Source organism: Anoxybacillus sp. J5B_2022 (assembly GCF_026847645.1).
Classification (GTDB): domain Bacteria; phylum Bacillota; class Bacilli; order Bacillales; family Anoxybacillaceae; genus Anoxybacteroides.
On the sequence record NZ_JAPSMC010000060.1, the window covers coordinates 1 to 17,309 of the forward strand.

The window sequence follows — 17,309 nt, forward strand, 5'->3', positions numbered from 1 at the left end:
CGTCCCTTCTCCTTGTGAGCCGGGGTCTTTTAGCGTGGTAAAATAATTTGTTTATTCTCTTTCGACTCTTTATACAGCACGATCGTGTTGCCAATCGTTTGAACAAGCTCTGCACCTGCGCCAGCTGTAAGTTGCTCCGCAACGGTTTCCCGATCGTCTTCGCAGTTTTGCAGCACGCTCACTTTAATTAGCTCGCGCGCCTCAAGCGCATCGACAATTTGCTTCACCATATTTTCATTGACTCCACCTTTTCCGACTTGGAAAATCGGCTTTAAATGATGGGCCGCTGCCCGTAAAAAACGTTTTTGTTTACCTGTTAACATGTTGCTCCTCCTAACTGTTGAATGACCACTTGTTTCATCCGTTCGACGTCCGGAAAAATTCCCGTCCATTTTTCAAACGCAAGCGCTCCTTGATAAACAAACATGCCGACGCCATTTTGCACCATTGCACCTTTCTGCCGCGCTTCCTTCAGCCATTTCGTTTCTAACGGATTATAGATGATGTCGCTTACGACAGTGTTTTCGTTCATATTCATTAACGAAAGCGGCATCGCTTCCACGTCCGGATAAAGGCCGACTGAGGTGGTATTAATGATGATCTCATACTGCGAAAGCCGCGCTTCTGCTTCTTCGAGCGAATAGGCATGCGAGGCCACCGAAACGTCGCTTGCTTCGATGAGCTGTTCGGCATTGCTTTTCGTGCGGTTGCAAATATCAATCTGTTCTGCCTCTGCATTGGCTAGCGCAAAATAAATTCCTCTTGCCGCTCCGCCTGCCCCAATCAATAAAATGCGCTTCCCTTGAATATCGGTTTTCGTTTCTTCCACAAGCGCCCGCACAAATCCCGGACCATCTGTATTATAGCCGATTAAGCGACCATTTTCATTGACAATCGTATTGACCGCACCAATTCGCCTTGCCATCTCATCGATCTCGTCCAAAAACGGAATGACCGCCGTTTTATGTGGAATCGTGACGTTTACGCCTGCGATGCCAAGCGCTTTTATTCCTTGGATCGCCGCTGGCAACTTTTCTTTTTCGACATGGAACGCATGATAATGCGCATCGATTCCAAGCTGCTGAAACGCATCGTTATGCATAAGCGGCGATAGCGAGTGGTGAATCGGACAACCAATCACCCCGTAAAGCTGTTTCACTGCTCCTCTCTCCCTCCACCGTTAAATAAGCGATTTTCGCGTCAACACATTCACGCCTTTTGGCACATAGGCGACGATTTGGGCTCCCGGTTCATTGCACGTCACCCAGCCGAGGCCGGAAAAAACGATATCCGTTTTCGCTTCTTTAATCGTAAACGAATGGGCCACAAGCGGCGGAAACGTGTCGGCATAACTTTTCCGCGGCGGCTGCAACAATTCGCCACGCTGCTTTTCGTAAAGCTCATCCGCATGATCAAGCTTCGTGCGGTGGATCAACAAATCATTCGCAAAATAACAAACAAAGGAACGACGGCCTCCTTTTACATAATCAAGCCGCGCCAACCCACCAAAAAATAACGTTTGTTGCTCGTTTAGTTGATATACTTTCGGATGAATTTCTCGCTTCGGCGTGATCGTTTTTAAATCTTTTTTATCGACAAAGTGCGCCATTTGATGATGGTTGATAATCCCTGGCGTATCGTAAATAGCCATCCCATCATCAAGCGGGATTTCAATCATATCAAGCGTCGTCCCAGGAAAATACGATGTCGTAATGACATTTCCTTCTCCCGTTACTTCGCGAATGATGCGGTTAATAAACGTCGATTTGCCAACGTTTGTACAGCCAACGACATATACGTTTTTTCCTGCGCGATGCTGCTCAATCGCCTCCATTACACGCTGCATCCCGATTCCTTTTACCGCGCTAATTAAACAAACATCGACCGGCTTAAGCCCTAGTTCTTTCGCCGATTGTTTCATCCACTGAATCAATTTTGGGTATTTGACCGATTTCGGAAGCAAATCGACTTTGTTGCCGACAAGCAAAATCGGGTTGTTGCCGACAAAACGGTGTAATCCCGGCAGCCAGCTCCCGTTAAAATCAAAAATATCAACAATTTTAACGACGAGCGCTTCTGATTGACCGATTTCATGTAAAATTTTTAAAAAATCATCGTCCGTCAATGATACGTCTTGAATTTCATTATAGTGCTTTAACCGAAAACAGCGTTGACAAATAATTTCTTCTTTCTCCAATGCCGAAGGAGGCGCATAGCCGATTTTTGTTTCGTTCTCTGTCTGAATGTGCACTCCGCACCCGATACAGCGAATCATATCATCATTCCTCCCAATAAATCATCCCTTTTCGTTTCATCATATGTAAAAGCCGCCGTTCAATTTTTCGATTGAATCGCGTCCAAAATCCGTCCGTCTGCGCAACCGGAACGACTAAAATCGTGTGCAGTCCGAGTCGGTTACCGCCTAATATGTCTGTTAACAGCTGGTCACCGATGACAACGACTTCTTCTTTTTTTAAGTTCATCTTTTTCAACGCTTCGCTAAACGCTCGCTCCAACGGCTTTCTCGCTTCAAAAATAAATGGAATATCGAGCGGAGCGGCAAACGACTGAACCCGATGTTTATTATTGTTCGATACAATGACGACTTGGATGCCGCTCTTTTTCATCTCTTCAAACCACTCGACGAGTTGTGGCGTTGCCGAAGGACGATCCCATTCGACAAGCGTATTATCCAAATCGGTAATAATCCCTTTAATCCCTTTTTCTTTCAGTTCGTTAGGCGTGATGTCTAATACACTTTTCGCATATTGGTTCGGCAAAAAATAGTGAAGCACCCATATTTCCACCTTTCATTTCCATGTTTGGCCTTTTCCCATCATACCTAATTTTCGACAACGTTTCAAAACAAAGTTTGACACATTTATACAAAATAGAAAAATTTTTCGACAAAATTCCTCATTTTTATAAATTGTGGATAACTATACCCACATCACCCACAAGCTTTCTATCTTGTTTTTTACTGTTTATAAACAACATTTCCACACGTTATCCACTTTTTATTGTGGATAACGGAACGATTGTTCTCTTCTAACAGTCATGGTAAAGTAAAAGTAACTTACCATTATATATATCAACTATCGTTTTTATTCCACTATTAAAGGAGGGTTCTTGCCATGAAACATTTATCGGACGATTTGCTCATCGAATCTTATTTTAAGGCAGTCGAGTTAAAGCTGAACCCTGAGTTTATTGAGTTAATCGAAAGAGAAATTCACCGGCGCTCGTTAGGACATAAAATTAAACTTTCTTCATAATGGAGCTATAAAGCTCCTTTTTGTTTGCCGTTTTCTAGGACGCTTCATGCTTTTGTATTCGCGTTTTGCCGCTCGCTCAAATGACACCCCCTCCTCTTTTTATTTCCAATACCCGATCCGTTCACCGACTTTCACGCCCATAGGGGTGGTGATTCGTTCGTCGAGTTCCACACTGTCTTTCTCAAATAGAAGTACAACCGTTGATCCAAAGGAAAAGTAAGCCATTTCTTGTCCTTTAACTAAATATTCGTTTGGATGCGTCCATTCAATGCTGTTGACAAACATCGCGCCCACTTTGACGACCGCAAGATGCTTCCCTCCAGCATTGATCTCGGTAATCATTCGGTAATTTTTCGCTAGCGGTTTTTTTCCGTATTTCAATCCAAGCCGGTTGACTGGGTACGAACGTTTTCCGAGCGACCATTGCTTTGTGACGACCCCAGAGATTGGGCTATGAATGCGATGATAATGGCTTGGACTTAAATATAAAATGATAAATACACCGTTTAAATATTTTTCCGCAACCGCTTCGCTTCCAAGCATTTCGGAAATCGAGTACGTTTTTCCTTTCACTACGATTTCTTTTTGCTCGCTAATGATGCCGATGTCTTCAATCACCGCATCAACAGGACTGACGATGCTATTAGGCGTTTCATCAATCGGTCTTGCGCCAGCTTTTAGCCTGCGAATAAACAGCTGTTGCAACGTTTGATAGTGACGTAAATCTTTTTCCATTTCTTCCTGGTTAATTTGATACACTTTTGCATAAGATGGAATGAGCCAGGCGCTTAGGCGCGATTGTGTAAAAAGTGCAAGCAATTTCGATGAAAGCGCATGATTAGTTAACTCAATCATGAGCCGGTACAACCATTTTAACAAACGATATTCCCTCCAATTTATTCTAGAATGAACTTTTACTACTTCCCATATTATAAATAAAATGAGTATAATGGAAGTATATCTTGTTGTTTCGTCCGATAGTGAAAAGGAGCGTGAAAACATGTTTTTATCCGATTATATTGATCATACGTTAAAAAAGCTGAAAGCGAACACCGCGAACATATTGACCCTCACCAATTTGACGCTAGGCGGCTTTTCCGTCTTATTCACCATGAAGGGGCAGTTGAACGCCAGCTTGTTGTTTATTTTTCTCGCTGCGCTCGCTGACCGGTTCGATGGAACGGTAGCGCGGAAGCTCGGCATTGAATCAGAACTCGGCAAACAATTAGACTCAATGAGTGATATTATATCATTTGGAGTAGCACCTGCACTATTGCTTTATCAAAGTTTATTGCAAGATTTTGGCGTGCCGGGTGCGTTTTTCACGATTTTATACATCGGTTGCGGCGCGTTCCGCCTCGCACGCTTTAACATTACAGAAAATAACGGCTATTTTTCTGGATTACCGATTACCGCTGCAGGCGTGTTGCTGACGTTAAGCTATTTAGGAGTTCATTATTTTCCGCCGCAGTTTTTCCCTTTCTTAATAATGACGTTATCGTTTTTAATGGTTGGGACATTTAAATTGAAAAAGGTGTAACGACCGAGGCTGTCCAGTGAGTGGGCGGCCTTTTCTACTTATAGAAATTTTGCGATTCATACCATTTTCCCTTTTCAATCTTTCGTATTAATTATATGATAAATTTGAACAATGAATGTGATTGTTCCCATCACCAACGATATTTGGATGTTGTAATGAATTAACGGGGGGATTGTTTTTGGACAAAACATCGATTATTGGAATTATTCTCGGAATTATTGCCGTAGGGGTCGGGATGTATTTCAAAGGGGTTAGCCCAAGCGTATTGGTCAACCCTGCTGCGTTTTTAATTATCATCGTCGGAACAGCCGCGTCGGTGACGATCGCCTTCCCTACCCGCGATATTAAACGGTTACCGAAATTATTCGGCGTAATCTTTAAAGAACAAAAAATTCCAACCGTTGAAGAGCTTATCCCGCTGTTTGTCGAGTGGGCGAACATCGCTCGTCGTGAAGGATTGTTAGCATTAGAAGCGAAAGTGGCAGAGATCGAAGACCCGTTCTTGCGTAACGGGCTTAGCTTAGCAATCGACGGACAGACGCAAGACTTTATCCGTGATGTCATGTCCGAAGAAATTGCTGCAATGGAAGAACGTCATCAAGCTAATGCTGCGATTTTTACCCAAGCAGGGACGTATGCGCCAACGCTCGGGGTATTAGGGGCGGTCGTCGGGTTAATCGCCGCGTTGGGTAATATGGACAATGTGGGCGAGCTTGGACGTGCAATTAGTGCAGCGTTCGTCGCAACGTTAATGGGGATCTTCACCGGTTACGTATTATGGCATCCGTTCGCCAACAAGCTAAAGCGGAAGTCGAAAGAAGAAGTAAAAGTGAAAGAAATCATGATTGAAGGGGTGTTGTCGATCTTAGAAGGACAAGCTCCTCGGGCAATTGAGCAAAAACTAGCCTCCTATCTCCCGGAAAGCGAACGCAAGAAAATATTAGGACAGGGAGAGGCAAAAAATGAGTAAAAAAAAGAAACATCATCACGAAGAACATATTGATGAAACGTGGCTCATTCCGTATGCCGACCTTTTAACATTGCTTTTAGCGCTATTTATCGTGCTGTTTGCGAGCAGCCAAATTGACCAAAAAAAATTCCAAGAAATCGCCCGCTCCTTAAACAGCGCGTTGGCGGGCGGGCTTGGTGTATTTGATTTCCCAAGCCCGGTCGAACAAAACAACCCGCAGACATCTGTTCCGAACAAAGAGCGCTTAACAAAAAACGAACAACAAAACCTCGTCGAACAAGAAGGGTTGCGGGAACTTCAAGCTAAAATCAATCAGTACGTTAACAGTCAGCATTTGCAGAGCGAATTAAAAACGACCTTAACCGAAGAAGGATTATTAATCACTATCGCAAATGATATTTTGTTTGATTCTGGAAGCGCAGAAGTAAAGCCAGAAGATAAGCAAATCGCTGTCGAAATTTCCCGCCTGCTCGTCATGAATCCACCACGCAATATTATCATTAGTGGTCATACGGATAATGTCCCGATTCACAATTCAAAATTTTCATCGAACTGGGAGTTAAGCGTCATGCGGGCAGTAAATTTTATGAAACTGCTTTTAGAAAACAAGCAGCTTGATCCGCGTTGGTTTAGTGCCAAAGGGTACGGGGAATTCAAGCCGATTGCCTCCAATGCAACACCAGAAGGAAGAATGAAAAACCGTCGCGTGGAAATTTTAGTCGTGCCAAATACGACTACTGCTAAATAAAGAAAAGCGGAGACGATAGGTCAGCTCTCGGAGCCAAACGTCCTTCCGACAAGAGAAGCTTTTAACTTCGACGGAGGAGAGTTGCTTGGCGCAACAGGGCTAGGAGCGACCAGCTATCCGTAGACCGTTGTTACCACTCTATATTTCATCAAAAAAGCTGACAAGGAAACGTTGTCAGCTTTTTTCATAGCAAGGCTACGCTATTTTATATTTTAAACGAAAACTTAATGATCCCCGCTTTGACCATTGCCTCAATAACAATGACAAGGGCAGGGCCGACGAATAGACCGATAAAGCCGAGCAGGCGGAAGCCTAAATAGACGCTCACGAGCGCCGCTAACGGGCTAATGCCTAAGTTGGAAGAGAAAATTTTCGGTTCAATCGTCCGACGGATGACCGTAATGACGACAAACAAAACAATAAGACCAATCCCTGTCGCCCCGTGTCCGTTGGCAATATTTAAAATCCCCCACGGCACAAGCACCGAGCCTGTTCCTAAAATCGGCAAAATGTCGACAATCACGATTAAAAAGGAAAAAAGAAGCGGATAATCGACTCGTAACATGAGCAATCCACCTAATGCAAGCAGAAACGTAATGACGCTCAACAAAAATTGCGCCTTAATAAAACCAATTCCCGCACGGCTCAATTGCGTCATAATAATCGTTAACCGCTGCTTTGTTCGTTCGGACAAATGCTTTTCGAGTGATTTTTTCAGCCGTGGCCAATCTAAACTAATAAGAAACAGGGCGACTAAATAGACGAGAAAATGGATTAAAAACTCAGGGATCATCGCCACGTAGCGAATCATCGATTGCGTCAAATTCGTCGCAAACGACAAAAGCATATTTTTGAGCGTTTCGACGCTGTTTTCGAGCGAAACAATAATTTCGTGCGGAATCGAACTAGAGTATGACTGCCACTTTCGAATTAAATGATTCACGACCGCTGTCATCTCTGACAAAAGAGATGGCATCTTTTGCGAAAACATAATCGTCTGCTCGACGAGAATAGCTACAATAAAATAAGAAAGTCCCCCTATCGCCAGTAAAAACAGCGAAAAGACGATCGTCACGGCGTGAATTCGTTTCAAGCGATCAGTTTGCAATTTTTGCACAAACGGCTCGAGTAAAAACGCAGTAATAAACGCTAAAACGAGCGGTAAACTATATGGGAGTAAAAAGAATGCAATCGATGCTAATATTGCCAAAACAAACCATTTTTTCAACATGTGTCTCATTCAACCCATTTCTTTTTCGTTTCCATTTTTAATGATAATATAACAATCCCCATATATCAACAAAAACGGCCGCTACGGGCCGTTTTTTAAAATCTTCCCGTCAGTTGAAAAGCCAAGACAATCAAGCCGAGAATCCATACATAGACCGCAAACATTTTTAGCGAGTGCTTTTGCAAATAGTGGATCATCCAGCGGACGGCGATGTAACCAGACAACGCGGAGGAAACCGTTCCGACGAATAACGCACTTTCGGAAATAGATTCTGCTTTCCCTTCAAGCAGATCAAACGATTGCAACACAATTGCCCCCGCAATCGCTGGAATCGATAATAGGAAGGAAAAATACGCCGCCGTTTCACGATCAAGCTTGCGGACTAATCCGCCGACAATCGTGAGCCCTGAACGAGAAATGGCCGGGAAAATCGCCGCCGCTTGAAACGCACCGATGACGAACGCATCCGTGTACGTGATATTTTCCATTCGCTTATCGCCATTTTTTATACTGTCTGAAAACCAAAGAAATACGCCCGTAAGCAAAAACTCCCAACCAATTGTGGCGCCAGTTTTTGAAATTTCTTCAAAATAATCTTTAAATAACAGACCGACGACCACGACTGGCACTGTGCCAATGATCAATAAAAAGGTGAGTTTGCTGAGTGGCTTACGAAGGATGTAAAGCAGTTCTTCTTTGTAAATGACTAACACGGCAAGCAATGTCCCGATATGAAGCATTGTGTCTAGGAACAGCCCAGCTTCGTCCAAGCCGAATAAATGCCGTCCTAAATATAAATGGCCGGTGCTGCTAATTGGCAAAAATTCCGTGACGCCTTGAATGAGCCCTAAAATCAATGCTTCCAGTTTGGTCATAGCTCCCCTCTCCTACCCGTTATCTTTTTTGGCGGCGATAAAGCTGAACGACAATGTACAGCACCATAATGATGAGCGCCCCGAGCGCCACCGGACGCAAATACGGTTGAGCAATTTCGTTAATTTCTTGCCAGTTACTTCCTAACCGATCACCAAGAAAAATAAAGAAAATCGACCAAGGAATAACAGCCCCTACAGTATATAAAGTAAATTTAGACCATGACATTTTCGCAATGCCGGCCGGAATTGAAATCGCATGACGGACAACGGGAATAAATCTTGCGGTAAAAATGACACCCGGTCCGTATTTTTGGAACCATTCTTCTGACAAATCAAGATGCTTTTTCTTAATCAACAAGTATTTTCCGTATTTATCTAAAAACGGCCGACCTCCGTAAAGTCCCATCCAATAAAGAAAAAGTTGTGCAATCGTGCCACCGATCGTTCCAGCGATGACCGCGCCGACAAAAGACACTTCTCCTCGCGACACTAAATATCCCGCATACGCTAACACAATTTCGCTCGGAATGACTTCAATCATTAAAGCAAGCGCAATTCCGATGTACCCTAAATCAACGAGAAACGTAAAAATTGTTTGAATGAACTCGTGCATCCTATTTCCTCCTATGTATAAGCCAAGCTCTTGTTATACCATATTCAACAGTAAATTATACTATACCGTAAAAAGAAAAAAAATAAAAAAATTCGGCCACCTCACTCATGAGGTAGCCACGATTTCGGTTATGCACTTTTAACCACTTCATTGACATATTGAGCTGCTTTTTCTTCGTTATATTGCCCTTCCCACTTTGACATGACAACAGCTGCGAGCGAGTTGCCGATAACGTTGACCGCTGTGCGCGCCATATCTAAAATCCGGTCGATGCCTGCGATAAACGCTAACCCTTCGACTGGAATACCGACCGTTCCAAGCGTCGCCAATAACACAACGAACGAAACGCCTGGCACACCGGCAATCCCTTTCGACGTAACCATTAAGACTAATAAAAGCGAAAGTTGTTGCGAAATTGGCATATCAATGCCATACAACTGCGCGATAAAAATTGCCGCTAACGCTTGATACAGCGTAGAGCCATCTAAGTTAAAAGAATACCCTGTCGGAATGACGAATGACGTAATCGCCTTCGGACAGCCGAATTTTTCCATTTTCTCCATGATTTTCGGCAATACCGTTTCCGAACTTGCCGTACTGTAAGCTAACACAAGTTCGTCTTTTAAAATTTTAATCATGTGCCACAAGTTCACTTTCACAAGTTTGGCGACGATGCCAAGCACAACAACGACGAAAAATATCATCGTAGCGTATACAACGATGACAAGTTTGCTAAGTGGAATGAGCGATTGAACGCCAAATTTGGAAACGGTGACACCGATTAAGGCAAACACACCGAACGGCGCAAATTTCATAATTTGATTCGTCATATAAAACATCGCGTCCGCTGTCCCTTGGAAAAACTGTAACACTACTTTTCCTTTTTCTCCAATGGCCGCAACACCTAATCCAAACATCACCGAGAAGAAAATAATTGCCAACATGTTTCCAGTCGAAAGCGCTTCAAAAATGTTTTTCGGCACGATGTTGACAACGGTATCGATCATCGAGTGGCTTTGTACTTCATGTGTCGTATCAACATATGCTTGAATGTCCGTTTTTTCAAGCGTCTTCATGTTAACGCCTGTCCCTGGATGAAACACGTTTGCCGCTAACAGTCCGACAACAATTGCTATTGTAGTAATAATTTCAAAATATAAAATTGTTTTTCCACCCAATTTTCCAAGTTTTTTAATATCACCAACGTTCGCGACGCCGACGATTAAACTTGATATAACAATTGGAATGACGATCATTTTAATTAAACGAAGGAAAATATCGCCTACCGGTTGCAAATACGTCGCAACTTCTGGATTCCCGTAAAAAGCTGCTCCTACCGCAATCCCAAGAAGCAAGCCAATAAAAATTTGCCATGCTAATCCTATTCTTTTCATTTGTCTACCCCCTTTTGCACATAAAATAACAAAGCTATTCTAATATGTTCATTTTGTTATGTCAAGAATATTCACATAATAATGTAAATTATTTCCTTTGTTTTTTTAAAATGTCCAAACACGGACAGTCTTTCTCGTTCATATATATAACTAACGGCCTTGTGCCTAAATTGATGAGGGTGGGGTGGAGAGATGTCCGGCATTTTGTCTGCGCTAGCGTATGTCATTAAAGAGTTAATGTTTTTCGTTTCATATATTAAAAACAATGCGTTTCCCCAACCGTTAAGTGCGCAAGAAGAAGAGATGTATTTGCAGCGAATGGCAGAAGGCGATGAAGAAGCTCGTAATCTACTAATCGAGCATAATTTGCGGCTTGTTGCACACATTGTGAAAAAATTTGAAAATACCGGTGAAGAGGCGGAAGATTTAATCTCAATCGGTACAATCGGGTTAATTAAAGCGATTGAAAGCTACTCCCAAGGAAAAGGAACGAAACTTGCGACCTATGCCGCTCGTTGTATTGAAAATGAAATATTGATGCATCTTCGTTCGCTCAAGAAAACAAAAAAGGACGTATCGCTCCATGAGCCGATTGGGCAAGATCGCGATGGAAATGAAATTAGTTTAATTGATGTGCTCAAATCAGAAGGAGAAGATGTGGCAGATGAAATTCATTTGAATATGGAAATCGAACAAGTACGAAAGTATATTGAAGTGCTCGATGAGCGGGAAAAGGAAGTGATCGTCAGCCGGTTCGGGCTAAATTTGCAAAAAGAAAAAACGCAGCGCGAAATCGCCAAAGAACTCGGCATCTCCAGAAGCTACGTCTCCCGCATCGAAAAACGCGCATTGATGAAAATTTTTCATGAGTTTTATCGGAATGAAAAAGAGAAGAAGCGGTAACGAAAAATGGAGGCTGCTGCACGCAAGCCTCCATTTTGTATTGATCAAAGCTGAGATAGCTCAACCGCTTTTCGGATCGCTTCCCCTAATTGACCAAGTTGAAAATTATCTGGAAGGTAAATGCAAGGCTTTATAGCCGAATATTCACTCAGTTTTCAATCGCCTTTTCTGAAAAGATTTGATACTTTTCGTCAGAGAGTTTTACGAGAAGAATATTTTTATCCTCTTTTACACTATATATTGGTGTTCCCACTTCTAATGAGTTTGACGAGAAATTCTGTTTTGGCAACGTTTCTTTATCAACTCTAAATTTTACTTTACCAATTTCAGCTTGGATTGTATATTGATCTTTATTAACGATCTTTTGTCCGTAATATTCCTTACCCTCAATAAATAAGATAGCAGCATACGCTCTTTCAGAACTATTTGAACAGCCAGCCATTAATCCAATTAGTAATATCAGAATATAGATGAATGTTTTTCTCATATTTTCACCATTTTACGGTAATTGTGATGGATCATCAAATGTAATACCATTTAACGATTCATACTTATTTGATTTAGAATTATAGGTGAATTTACCATTTGGTCCCCCAACCATGATTAGGTGTCCATCACTGCTCTTCTTAAGGAAAAGGAGGTATTCTTTATTTAATTCCATTAATGGGTGATCTATGAATTCATTTAATTCATTTCCATCTTGTAATACTTTAATTGCAGTGGATTGTATTGCTTTATCCCCCTTATAAACTTTATCCACTTTAAATTCATACTCGGTAAAAGGGATGTCTCCTTCGACCATGTACTCATCTGTAACTTGTACAGGAACTCCTTTTACTATAAACAATGCCTTGTCTTTCAATTCCTTAAGTGAATAATTGGGAAATGTGGCTTCTGAATAAACTTTTTCTGGTTCAACTGTCGAAGAATAAGATTCCCCGCTAACAACTTCATTACTATTACTCTTTTTCAATGAGTGGCTACTAGAATATGAGAAATATACCGCAATTACTGAAACTAACAAAAAACACCCTATTATACTTTTCTTCATAATTTTTTAGTACCCCCAAATATATTTAAGTCCATTTTTCTCTGCAGTTGTCAAACCAGTGTAATTACCGGCTTGCCACCACATCAGACGGTAATCATTATAATTTTCATACAAATCTTTAAGACCAAATACGTGGGTAATTTCATGCTGTGCAATTCTATCCCATTGTGAGTTTGAATATTCGTTTTTATAAGCGCTATTAAATTGAATCCACCAAGTTGTTTTATGCTGACCTGAAGTATTGTAAACAGTTCTAGCCACCCACGTTGCATTACTTACATTTTGAGCTTCTACATAATTATTCGTATTTATTGCAGAGTCGTTCACCATTTTTAATTGATTACCAGTTTCAGATGATGTGTAGGAAGCACCATTATTAAATCGATCTCTCCAAAATTGCTCCGTTCCCACTACATAGAAATATTTTTGAGTTTTACTGGTTGCATGGGTTCCGTGTACCCATCCTTCACTTTCACTACCATTATTACTCACAGTATGAGCATAAGTTGTACTTGAAAAAATGGTGAAAAATAACACAAAACACACAATACCTGTTAGAGCAATAAACTTACTCAACATCTTCACTTAATTCCTCCTTTTTGGCTCTTCACCACAAAATGTACTTGACAAAGAAAAATGTTCATGATACGTAAAATTAAAACGATCATTTTTTTCATTTTTTACCATTCGTCTTATTTGAATAATGTCGATATCATAATTTACTTTAAAAGTCAAGTACATCTTTCGGTGATGAACCTCCTTTTTTAAAAAATGCTAATTTATTACATTATAATAAATATTTATAATATTAGCAATAATTAAATAATACGACTTTTCACCACAAGTTGTACTTGATTTTTTATAACGCAATCCATTGATGCGTATGAGGAAGAATCAGCAAATTAATGATTTTTTCACATTCTTGTTCAGGAAAGCGTATCACTCGTCAAGTACATGTTGTGATGATGAACCAATAATATAACTATTCTGAGATTAACTTACAACAAATATTGTTATACAAGCAGAGATTTTCCTTCTGTTCTGCAATGATTTCGGATTAGTAGAGACAAAAGTATTTCCACCTTAAAGGAATAATGTAAATTAACATGCTATTTCAGAACTACTTTTTCAAATTATTTTGGACGAAAATCGGAAATACCGCGCAAAATGTTCGCGAATTCTCTCGGATTTTGCACGCTTTTTCCGAGCCTTTGTACAGTATCTCAGGCGAGCATCGGAAGGAAGAGAGGAGCCATTCGAACAATTTCTTCGTCAACCACGTCCTTTTAGCTGGTAGCCGTATATCATCGTTAACGTATTGATGACTCGTGGCCATCCTTGCGACTGTAGGGCAATCGCCTCTAACGCCGCAGGGGTTATTGATGCATCTTCGTTCGTTGAAAAAAACGAAAAAGGATGTATCCCTGCATGAACCGATCGGGCAAGACCGTGATGGAAATGAAATTAGTTTAATTGACGTGCTTAAATCAGAAGGAGAAGATGTCGCGGACGAGATTCAATTAAATATGGAAATTGAGCAAGTGCGAAAGTATATTGACGTATTAGATGACCGTTAGATGACCGCGAAAAAGAAGTCATCGTCAGCCGGTTCGGGCTAAATTTGCAAAAAGAAAAAACGCAGCGCGAAATCGCCAAAGAACTCGGCATCTCGAGAAGCTACGTCTCCCGCATCGAAAAACGCGCATTGATGAAAATTTTTCATGAGTTTTATCGGAATGAAAAAGAGAAGAAGCGGTAGTTATGTCCACAAATTCCGTTGAATATGCACCTTGCTTTGTGTATAATGGTGCTAAGAAAAGCATAAAACAAAAAAGACCGGGTGTTACAAACACCCGGTCAGCGCAACTACATGCCGCAAGAAGAGCGGCCAGCCTTTAAGTGCGATTGAAATAACCGTCACACCTTTGGCCTAGGGGGGGGACGGTTATTTCTTTTTTATATACACGACTATCGTGATAATCATTGTTAGCGTTCCTATTAGCACTAAACTAAATTGAGCAACTAAGCTTAATGCTTCATACGTCGTCATTTTTTCCACCTCCCTCCATCGGGAAGTGGCCAACCGCCCACCCTGCTTATGTAGCTGCTTACCGTGGTTGTATCATGTTCGAACAAATATTTCTACGAAATGCAAAAACGAAAGCTGATCACTTCTTCCAGTGATTAGTTTTTATTGCATCAATCTTCGATAAAATTCGGGAAAGGACAGCACACATCCCAATCACGTTACCCATCATCCGCTTCCCCTCATTCACAAAGTATAAAAGCCTATGCCCGCGTTTCTGATTTAGGCAGGATCGAGCGAAAGGTAACAGGAGAGGTTAAAACGACTGAAGTATGTACATTGCCGTAAGGGATCAGTCGATCTACAAGCAAACGCAAACCATCTATTCCTTGTACAGCCGCCTTAATGAAATAGCTGATGTGGCCTGTAACACGATGGCATTCAATAATATCCGAATCTTCGGCAATTATTTTTTCAAACTCGGATACAGGTACTTTAAGGTCGCTGATTTGGATGATTAAAAGCGTATCTCTTCCTACTGCCGCTGGTGATACTCGAGCAGTGAATCCTTCGATGACTCCTCTTTCTTGGAGTCGAAGCAATCGTTCGGTAATGCTCGGACGGCTCAACGATAATTGTTTAGAAAGTTCACTAATAGTCACGCGACCATTTTCTTGTAAAAAACGAAGCAAACTAACATCGATTGGATCCATTTTTACACACCTCTCATAATGAAGGATATTTCCACAAAATATATTCAATATGTAAATTTATATAACATAAAATATTTATTTTTGCATACAAAACTTGCAATATAGATTGTATCATAATAATCACAGATTAGCATATGTTGAAATTGTTCAGTAAGGTGAAAGGTATGAAGAGATCATTTTATATCGTGTTAGGATGCTTTTTGACAAGTGTTGGGACGAGTATTTTACATCATTCGCATGTTTTAACCGGAGGAACGGCAGGACTTTCTTTGATTATGAGTTATCTTTCTAACCTCCCTTTTGGAGTAGTGTTTTTCCTTATTAACATTCCTTTTTATGTGCTTTCAGTTAGGAACATGGGCTGGAACTTTACACTTTCCACGATTCTTTCTGTCACATTATTGTCTGCCATGACAGTAGGAATGGATTGGATTCTCCCTTCTTTTTCCATACCGATGTCTATAGGTGCTGTGACAGGTGGGGTTATTATCGGGTTTGGACTGTCGACATTATTTATGAATCGCGCTTCGCTTGGGGGATTTAATATTCTTGCTCTGATCCTTCAAAAAAGACGGAATTGGAATCCTGGAATCATCAATTTCATCCTCGATTTTGTTGTCGTGTCCTTAGGGTTTTATTCCATAGGGTTTTGGCAAGGCTTGCTATCTATTTTGTCCATTGCTATTACGTCGAGTATCATTAGCTATTTTAAAAACAAGATTGCCATTAGCAACAAATCTACTGCAAGCAATAGTCATGTCAACCGATACCCGGTCAAGACGACCATCGGAATGAACTAACACTCTACGGCAACAAGCATTCTTATTCAGGCAGAGAACGACAACACTTAACAGAAATAATGTGCTCATTTGCCCTTGTACCACTCCACACATGGAAACCATCTAATCGATGTGCACAAACGACAAAAGCGGCCCCTTTTTAGAGGCCGCTCTTATTATGCTTCTACGCTCACTTCTGCGCTAATAATTAATGCAATTGATACTGTAATAACAATCCCCATCACCATTGCGAACATCCCAAATTCCTCCCTCTTGCCGGTTCTTTATCTTTATTTTACACGGAAAAAGGGCCAGCTCTGCCGCAAGGTTTTGAACAATTTATGAATTTCAGGACGAATAATTAAGGATTTCTATATATCTCACCAAAAAGTTCTCTCCCACTCCGTTCAGATAATACATTGCTAATCCAAAGAACATTAAGAAACAAGTATTCTTTACATCCCGCTCCGTTCAGATAATACCCCTATCTCAACGTGTTGTCATACAACGCAGTAAATCGTCCATGTCTTCCCTCCGTTTCATAATGAATAGCCCTAGCATCTTCAGTAAAAGCTAGGAATAGAGCGATGTTAACTGTTTTTATTGTTTAATCAACACGCTTGTGATTTTCCTTTATTTTTCATGCAATAGCGTGTATAATGAAGTTAGGTATTGCATAATTACTAAATAAGACCGACGGTGCTGCAACACCATCGGTCCTGCAATAGACGGTTCCCTTTAAGGGGGATCGGCATAGAGTCGGGAATAATCCACCCTCAAGCCGCTAACTCAGGGGTGGATTATTTCTTTTGGTGAAAAGACAATATTGAAACGATTAGACTCGCGAAAGCAATCGCAAACATCAACGCTTCAAACACTGTCATTCGCGTCACCCCCTTTCTATAAGGGGTTACGCCGATCCACCCTTGAGTTCCCACATCTATTACTTTTACATTATATCACATATAGAGCATAACGTAATTATTCAGTCCCTGCTGTAAATTTGCAAATTATTTGTTTTGCACATTATCTAATCATTCTAGATTAGAATATACTTATAAAATCAGAAGCACTGGCTTTACATGGAGTGGCGGACATGTTAGGCTTGTTGTCTAGCGAAACAAGGGCTGGAACTCACCGCTTTCGCTAGACAACATATCCGTAGAGGCTCCATGTCAAGCTACTCCAAAC

21 protein-coding genes and 1 pseudogene are annotated in these 17,309 nt (G+C 41.2%); 7 read left to right on the top strand and 15 right to left on the bottom strand.

Annotation, left to right across the window (positions count from 1 at the left end; translation table 11 throughout):
• Positions 1-29 precede the first annotated feature (29 nt).
• The 4 genes from yhbY to M4I42_RS13780 are packed head-to-tail and all read right to left on the bottom strand — an operon-like array spanning position 30 to position 2,795.
• The gene (gene yhbY, locus M4I42_RS13765; protein ID WP_268852685.1) at positions 30-323 is read right to left on the bottom strand and encodes a ribosome assembly RNA-binding protein YhbY; all 294 of its coding nucleotides are present in this window, start codon (positions 321-323) and stop codon (positions 30-32) included.
• Positions 317-1,159: a shikimate dehydrogenase gene (gene aroE / locus M4I42_RS13770; protein WP_268852686.1), complete on the bottom strand. Its 843-nt coding sequence runs from the start codon at positions 1,157-1,159 to the stop codon at positions 317-319. The genes yhbY and aroE overlap by 7 nt, the downstream gene beginning before the upstream one ends.
• 21 nt (positions 1,160-1,180) lie before the next feature.
• Positions 1,181-2,275, bottom strand: a complete 1,095-nt coding sequence (yqeH, locus tag M4I42_RS13775; RefSeq protein ID WP_268852687.1) for a ribosome biogenesis GTPase YqeH — start codon at positions 2,273-2,275, stop codon at positions 1,181-1,183.
• Between the two features lie 4 nt (positions 2,276-2,279).
• Positions 2,280-2,795, bottom strand: coding sequence for a YqeG family HAD IIIA-type phosphatase (locus tag M4I42_RS13780; protein WP_268852688.1), 516 nt, complete (start codon positions 2,793-2,795; stop codon positions 2,280-2,282).
• Positions 2,796-3,134: 339 nt separating this feature from the next.
• Between M4I42_RS13780 and M4I42_RS13785 the strand changes: the two genes are divergently transcribed.
• Positions 3,135-3,275, top strand: coding sequence for a sporulation histidine kinase inhibitor Sda (locus tag M4I42_RS13785; protein WP_066326297.1), 141 nt, complete (start codon positions 3,135-3,137; stop codon positions 3,273-3,275).
• Between the two features lie 99 nt (positions 3,276-3,374).
• On the opposite strand, the gene M4I42_RS13790 is transcribed toward M4I42_RS13785, so the two are convergent.
• Positions 3,375-4,154, bottom strand: coding sequence for a phosphatidylserine decarboxylase (locus tag M4I42_RS13790; protein WP_268852689.1), 780 nt, complete (start codon positions 4,152-4,154; stop codon positions 3,375-3,377).
• 121 nt (positions 4,155-4,275) lie between these two features.
• On the opposite strand from M4I42_RS13790, the gene pssA reads away from it, so the two are divergent.
• From pssA to motB, 3 genes are all read left to right on the top strand, one after another.
• A complete protein-coding gene (gene pssA / locus M4I42_RS13795) occupies positions 4,276-4,815 on the top strand; it encodes a CDP-diacylglycerol--serine O-phosphatidyltransferase (RefSeq protein ID WP_268852690.1) in 540 nt (179 codons plus the stop codon).
• A 178-nt stretch (positions 4,816-4,993) separates the two neighbouring features.
• Complete coding sequence (motA, locus tag M4I42_RS13800) at positions 4,994-5,785, top strand: flagellar motor stator protein MotA (protein ID WP_268852691.1); 792 nt, start codon at positions 4,994-4,996, stop codon at positions 5,783-5,785.
• On the top strand, positions 5,778-6,533 hold the full coding sequence (gene motB, locus M4I42_RS13805; protein WP_268852692.1) for a flagellar motor protein MotB: 756 nt from the start codon (positions 5,778-5,780) through the stop codon (positions 6,531-6,533). Before motA ends, motB begins: the two co-directional genes overlap by 8 nt.
• Before the next feature lie 205 nt (positions 6,534-6,738).
• On the opposite strand, the gene ytvI is transcribed toward motB, so the two are convergent.
• From ytvI to M4I42_RS13825, 4 genes are all read right to left on the bottom strand, one after another.
• Positions 6,739-7,761, bottom strand: coding sequence for a sporulation integral membrane protein YtvI (ytvI, locus tag M4I42_RS13810; RefSeq protein ID WP_268852693.1), 1,023 nt, complete (start codon positions 7,759-7,761; stop codon positions 6,739-6,741).
• Between the two features lie 98 nt (positions 7,762-7,859).
• Positions 7,860-8,639, bottom strand: a complete 780-nt coding sequence (locus tag M4I42_RS13815) for an undecaprenyl-diphosphate phosphatase (RefSeq protein WP_268852694.1) — start codon at positions 8,637-8,639, stop codon at positions 7,860-7,862.
• A gap of 19 nt (positions 8,640-8,658) precedes the next feature.
• Entirely contained in the window at positions 8,659-9,252 is a 594-nt protein-coding gene (locus tag M4I42_RS13820) for a DedA family protein (protein WP_268852695.1), read from the bottom strand.
• A 128-nt stretch (positions 9,253-9,380) separates the two neighbouring features.
• Entirely contained in the window at positions 9,381-10,646 is a 1,266-nt protein-coding gene (locus M4I42_RS13825; protein ID WP_268852696.1) for a cation:dicarboxylate symporter family transporter, read from the bottom strand.
• Between the two features lie 192 nt (positions 10,647-10,838).
• Here M4I42_RS13825 and sigK point away from each other — a divergent pair, with 192 nt between their 5' ends.
• A complete protein-coding gene (gene sigK, locus M4I42_RS13830) occupies positions 10,839-11,549 on the top strand; it encodes an RNA polymerase sporulation sigma factor SigK (RefSeq protein WP_268852697.1) in 711 nt (236 codons plus the stop codon).
• 148 nt (positions 11,550-11,697) lie between these two features.
• On the opposite strand, the gene M4I42_RS13835 is transcribed toward sigK, so the two are convergent.
• Genes M4I42_RS13835 through M4I42_RS13845 form a run of 3 tightly spaced genes read right to left on the bottom strand, consistent with a single transcriptional unit; the run spans position 11,698 to position 13,185 of the window.
• Positions 11,698-12,036 carry a hypothetical protein gene (locus M4I42_RS13835; protein ID WP_268852698.1) on the bottom strand — a complete coding sequence of 113 codons (339 nt, stop codon included), beginning with the start codon at positions 12,034-12,036 and terminating at the stop codon, positions 11,698-11,700.
• Positions 12,037-12,048: 12 nt separating this feature from the next.
• The gene (locus M4I42_RS13840; protein WP_268852699.1) at positions 12,049-12,600 is read right to left on the bottom strand and encodes a hypothetical protein; all 552 of its coding nucleotides are present in this window, start codon (positions 12,598-12,600) and stop codon (positions 12,049-12,051) included.
• Positions 12,601-12,606: 6 nt separating this feature from the next.
• Positions 12,607-13,185 carry a hypothetical protein gene (locus M4I42_RS13845; protein WP_268852700.1) on the bottom strand — a complete coding sequence of 193 codons (579 nt, stop codon included), beginning with the start codon at positions 13,183-13,185 and terminating at the stop codon, positions 12,607-12,609.
• A gap of 791 nt (positions 13,186-13,976) precedes the next feature.
• On the opposite strand from M4I42_RS13845, the pseudogene M4I42_RS13850 reads away from it, so the two are divergent.
• Positions 13,977-14,359, top strand: a pseudogene (locus M4I42_RS13850) (sigma-70 family RNA polymerase sigma factor); the annotation flags it as partial.
• 186 nt (positions 14,360-14,545) lie between these two features.
• Here M4I42_RS13850 and M4I42_RS13855 read toward each other — a convergent pair.
• Together M4I42_RS13855 and M4I42_RS13860 are read right to left on the bottom strand one after the other, a co-directional pair.
• Positions 14,546-14,650: a putative holin-like toxin gene (locus tag M4I42_RS13855; protein WP_268852701.1), complete on the bottom strand. Its 105-nt coding sequence runs from the start codon at positions 14,648-14,650 to the stop codon at positions 14,546-14,548.
• Between the two features lie 239 nt (positions 14,651-14,889).
• A complete protein-coding gene (locus M4I42_RS13860) occupies positions 14,890-15,339 on the bottom strand; it encodes an Lrp/AsnC family transcriptional regulator (RefSeq protein WP_268852702.1) in 450 nt (149 codons plus the stop codon).
• A 164-nt stretch (positions 15,340-15,503) separates the two neighbouring features.
• Between M4I42_RS13860 and M4I42_RS13865 the strand changes: the two genes are divergently transcribed.
• Positions 15,504-16,139, top strand: a complete 636-nt coding sequence (locus M4I42_RS13865; RefSeq protein ID WP_268852703.1) for a YitT family protein — start codon at positions 15,504-15,506, stop codon at positions 16,137-16,139.
• 779 nt (positions 16,140-16,918) lie between these two features.
• Here the strand turns inward: M4I42_RS13865 and M4I42_RS17185 are convergent.
• Positions 16,919-17,002, bottom strand: a complete 84-nt coding sequence (locus M4I42_RS17185) for a putative holin-like toxin (protein WP_366845683.1) — start codon at positions 17,000-17,002, stop codon at positions 16,919-16,921.
• Positions 17,003-17,309 lie beyond the last annotated feature (307 nt).

Excerpts from the sequence above, each read along its gene's own strand:
- M4I42_RS13815 (WP_268852694.1), bottom strand. The coding sequence starts at position 8,639 with ATGACCAAACTGGAAGCATTGATTTTAGGGCTCATTCAAGGCGTCACG.
- yhbY (WP_268852685.1), bottom strand. The coding sequence starts at position 323 with ATGTTAACAGGTAAACAAAAACGTTTTTTACGGGCAGCGGCCCATCAT.
- M4I42_RS13840 (WP_268852699.1), bottom strand. The coding sequence starts at position 12,600 with ATGAAGAAAAGTATAATAGGGTGTTTTTTGTTAGTTTCAGTAATTGCG.
- M4I42_RS13785 (WP_066326297.1), top strand. The coding sequence starts at position 3,135 with ATGAAACATTTATCGGACGATTTGCTCATCGAATCTTATTTTAAGGCA.
- pssA (WP_268852690.1), top strand. The coding sequence starts at position 4,276 with ATGTTTTTATCCGATTATATTGATCATACGTTAAAAAAGCTGAAAGCG.
- M4I42_RS13860 (WP_268852702.1), bottom strand. The coding sequence starts at position 15,339 with ATGGATCCAATCGATGTTAGTTTGCTTCGTTTTTTACAAGAAAATGGT.
- sigK (WP_268852697.1), top strand. The coding sequence starts at position 10,839 with ATGTCCGGCATTTTGTCTGCGCTAGCGTATGTCATTAAAGAGTTAATG.
- M4I42_RS13835 (WP_268852698.1), bottom strand. The coding sequence starts at position 12,036 with ATGAGAAAAACATTCATCTATATTCTGATATTACTAATTGGATTAATG.
- M4I42_RS13825 (WP_268852696.1), bottom strand. The coding sequence starts at position 10,646 with ATGAAAAGAATAGGATTAGCATGGCAAATTTTTATTGGCTTGCTTCTT.
- M4I42_RS13855 (WP_268852701.1), bottom strand. The coding sequence starts at position 14,650 with ATGACGACGTATGAAGCATTAAGCTTAGTTGCTCAATTTAGTTTAGTG.
- yqeH (WP_268852687.1), bottom strand. The coding sequence starts at position 2,275 with ATGATTCGCTGTATCGGGTGCGGAGTGCACATTCAGACAGAGAACGAA.
- motB (WP_268852692.1), top strand. The coding sequence starts at position 5,778 with ATGAGTAAAAAAAAGAAACATCATCACGAAGAACATATTGATGAAACG.
- M4I42_RS13865 (WP_268852703.1), top strand. The coding sequence starts at position 15,504 with ATGAAGAGATCATTTTATATCGTGTTAGGATGCTTTTTGACAAGTGTT.
- M4I42_RS17185 (WP_366845683.1), bottom strand. The coding sequence starts at position 17,002 with ATGACAGTGTTTGAAGCGTTGATGTTTGCGATTGCTTTCGCGAGTCTA.
- M4I42_RS13820 (WP_268852695.1), bottom strand. The coding sequence starts at position 9,252 with ATGCACGAGTTCATTCAAACAATTTTTACGTTTCTCGTTGATTTAGGG.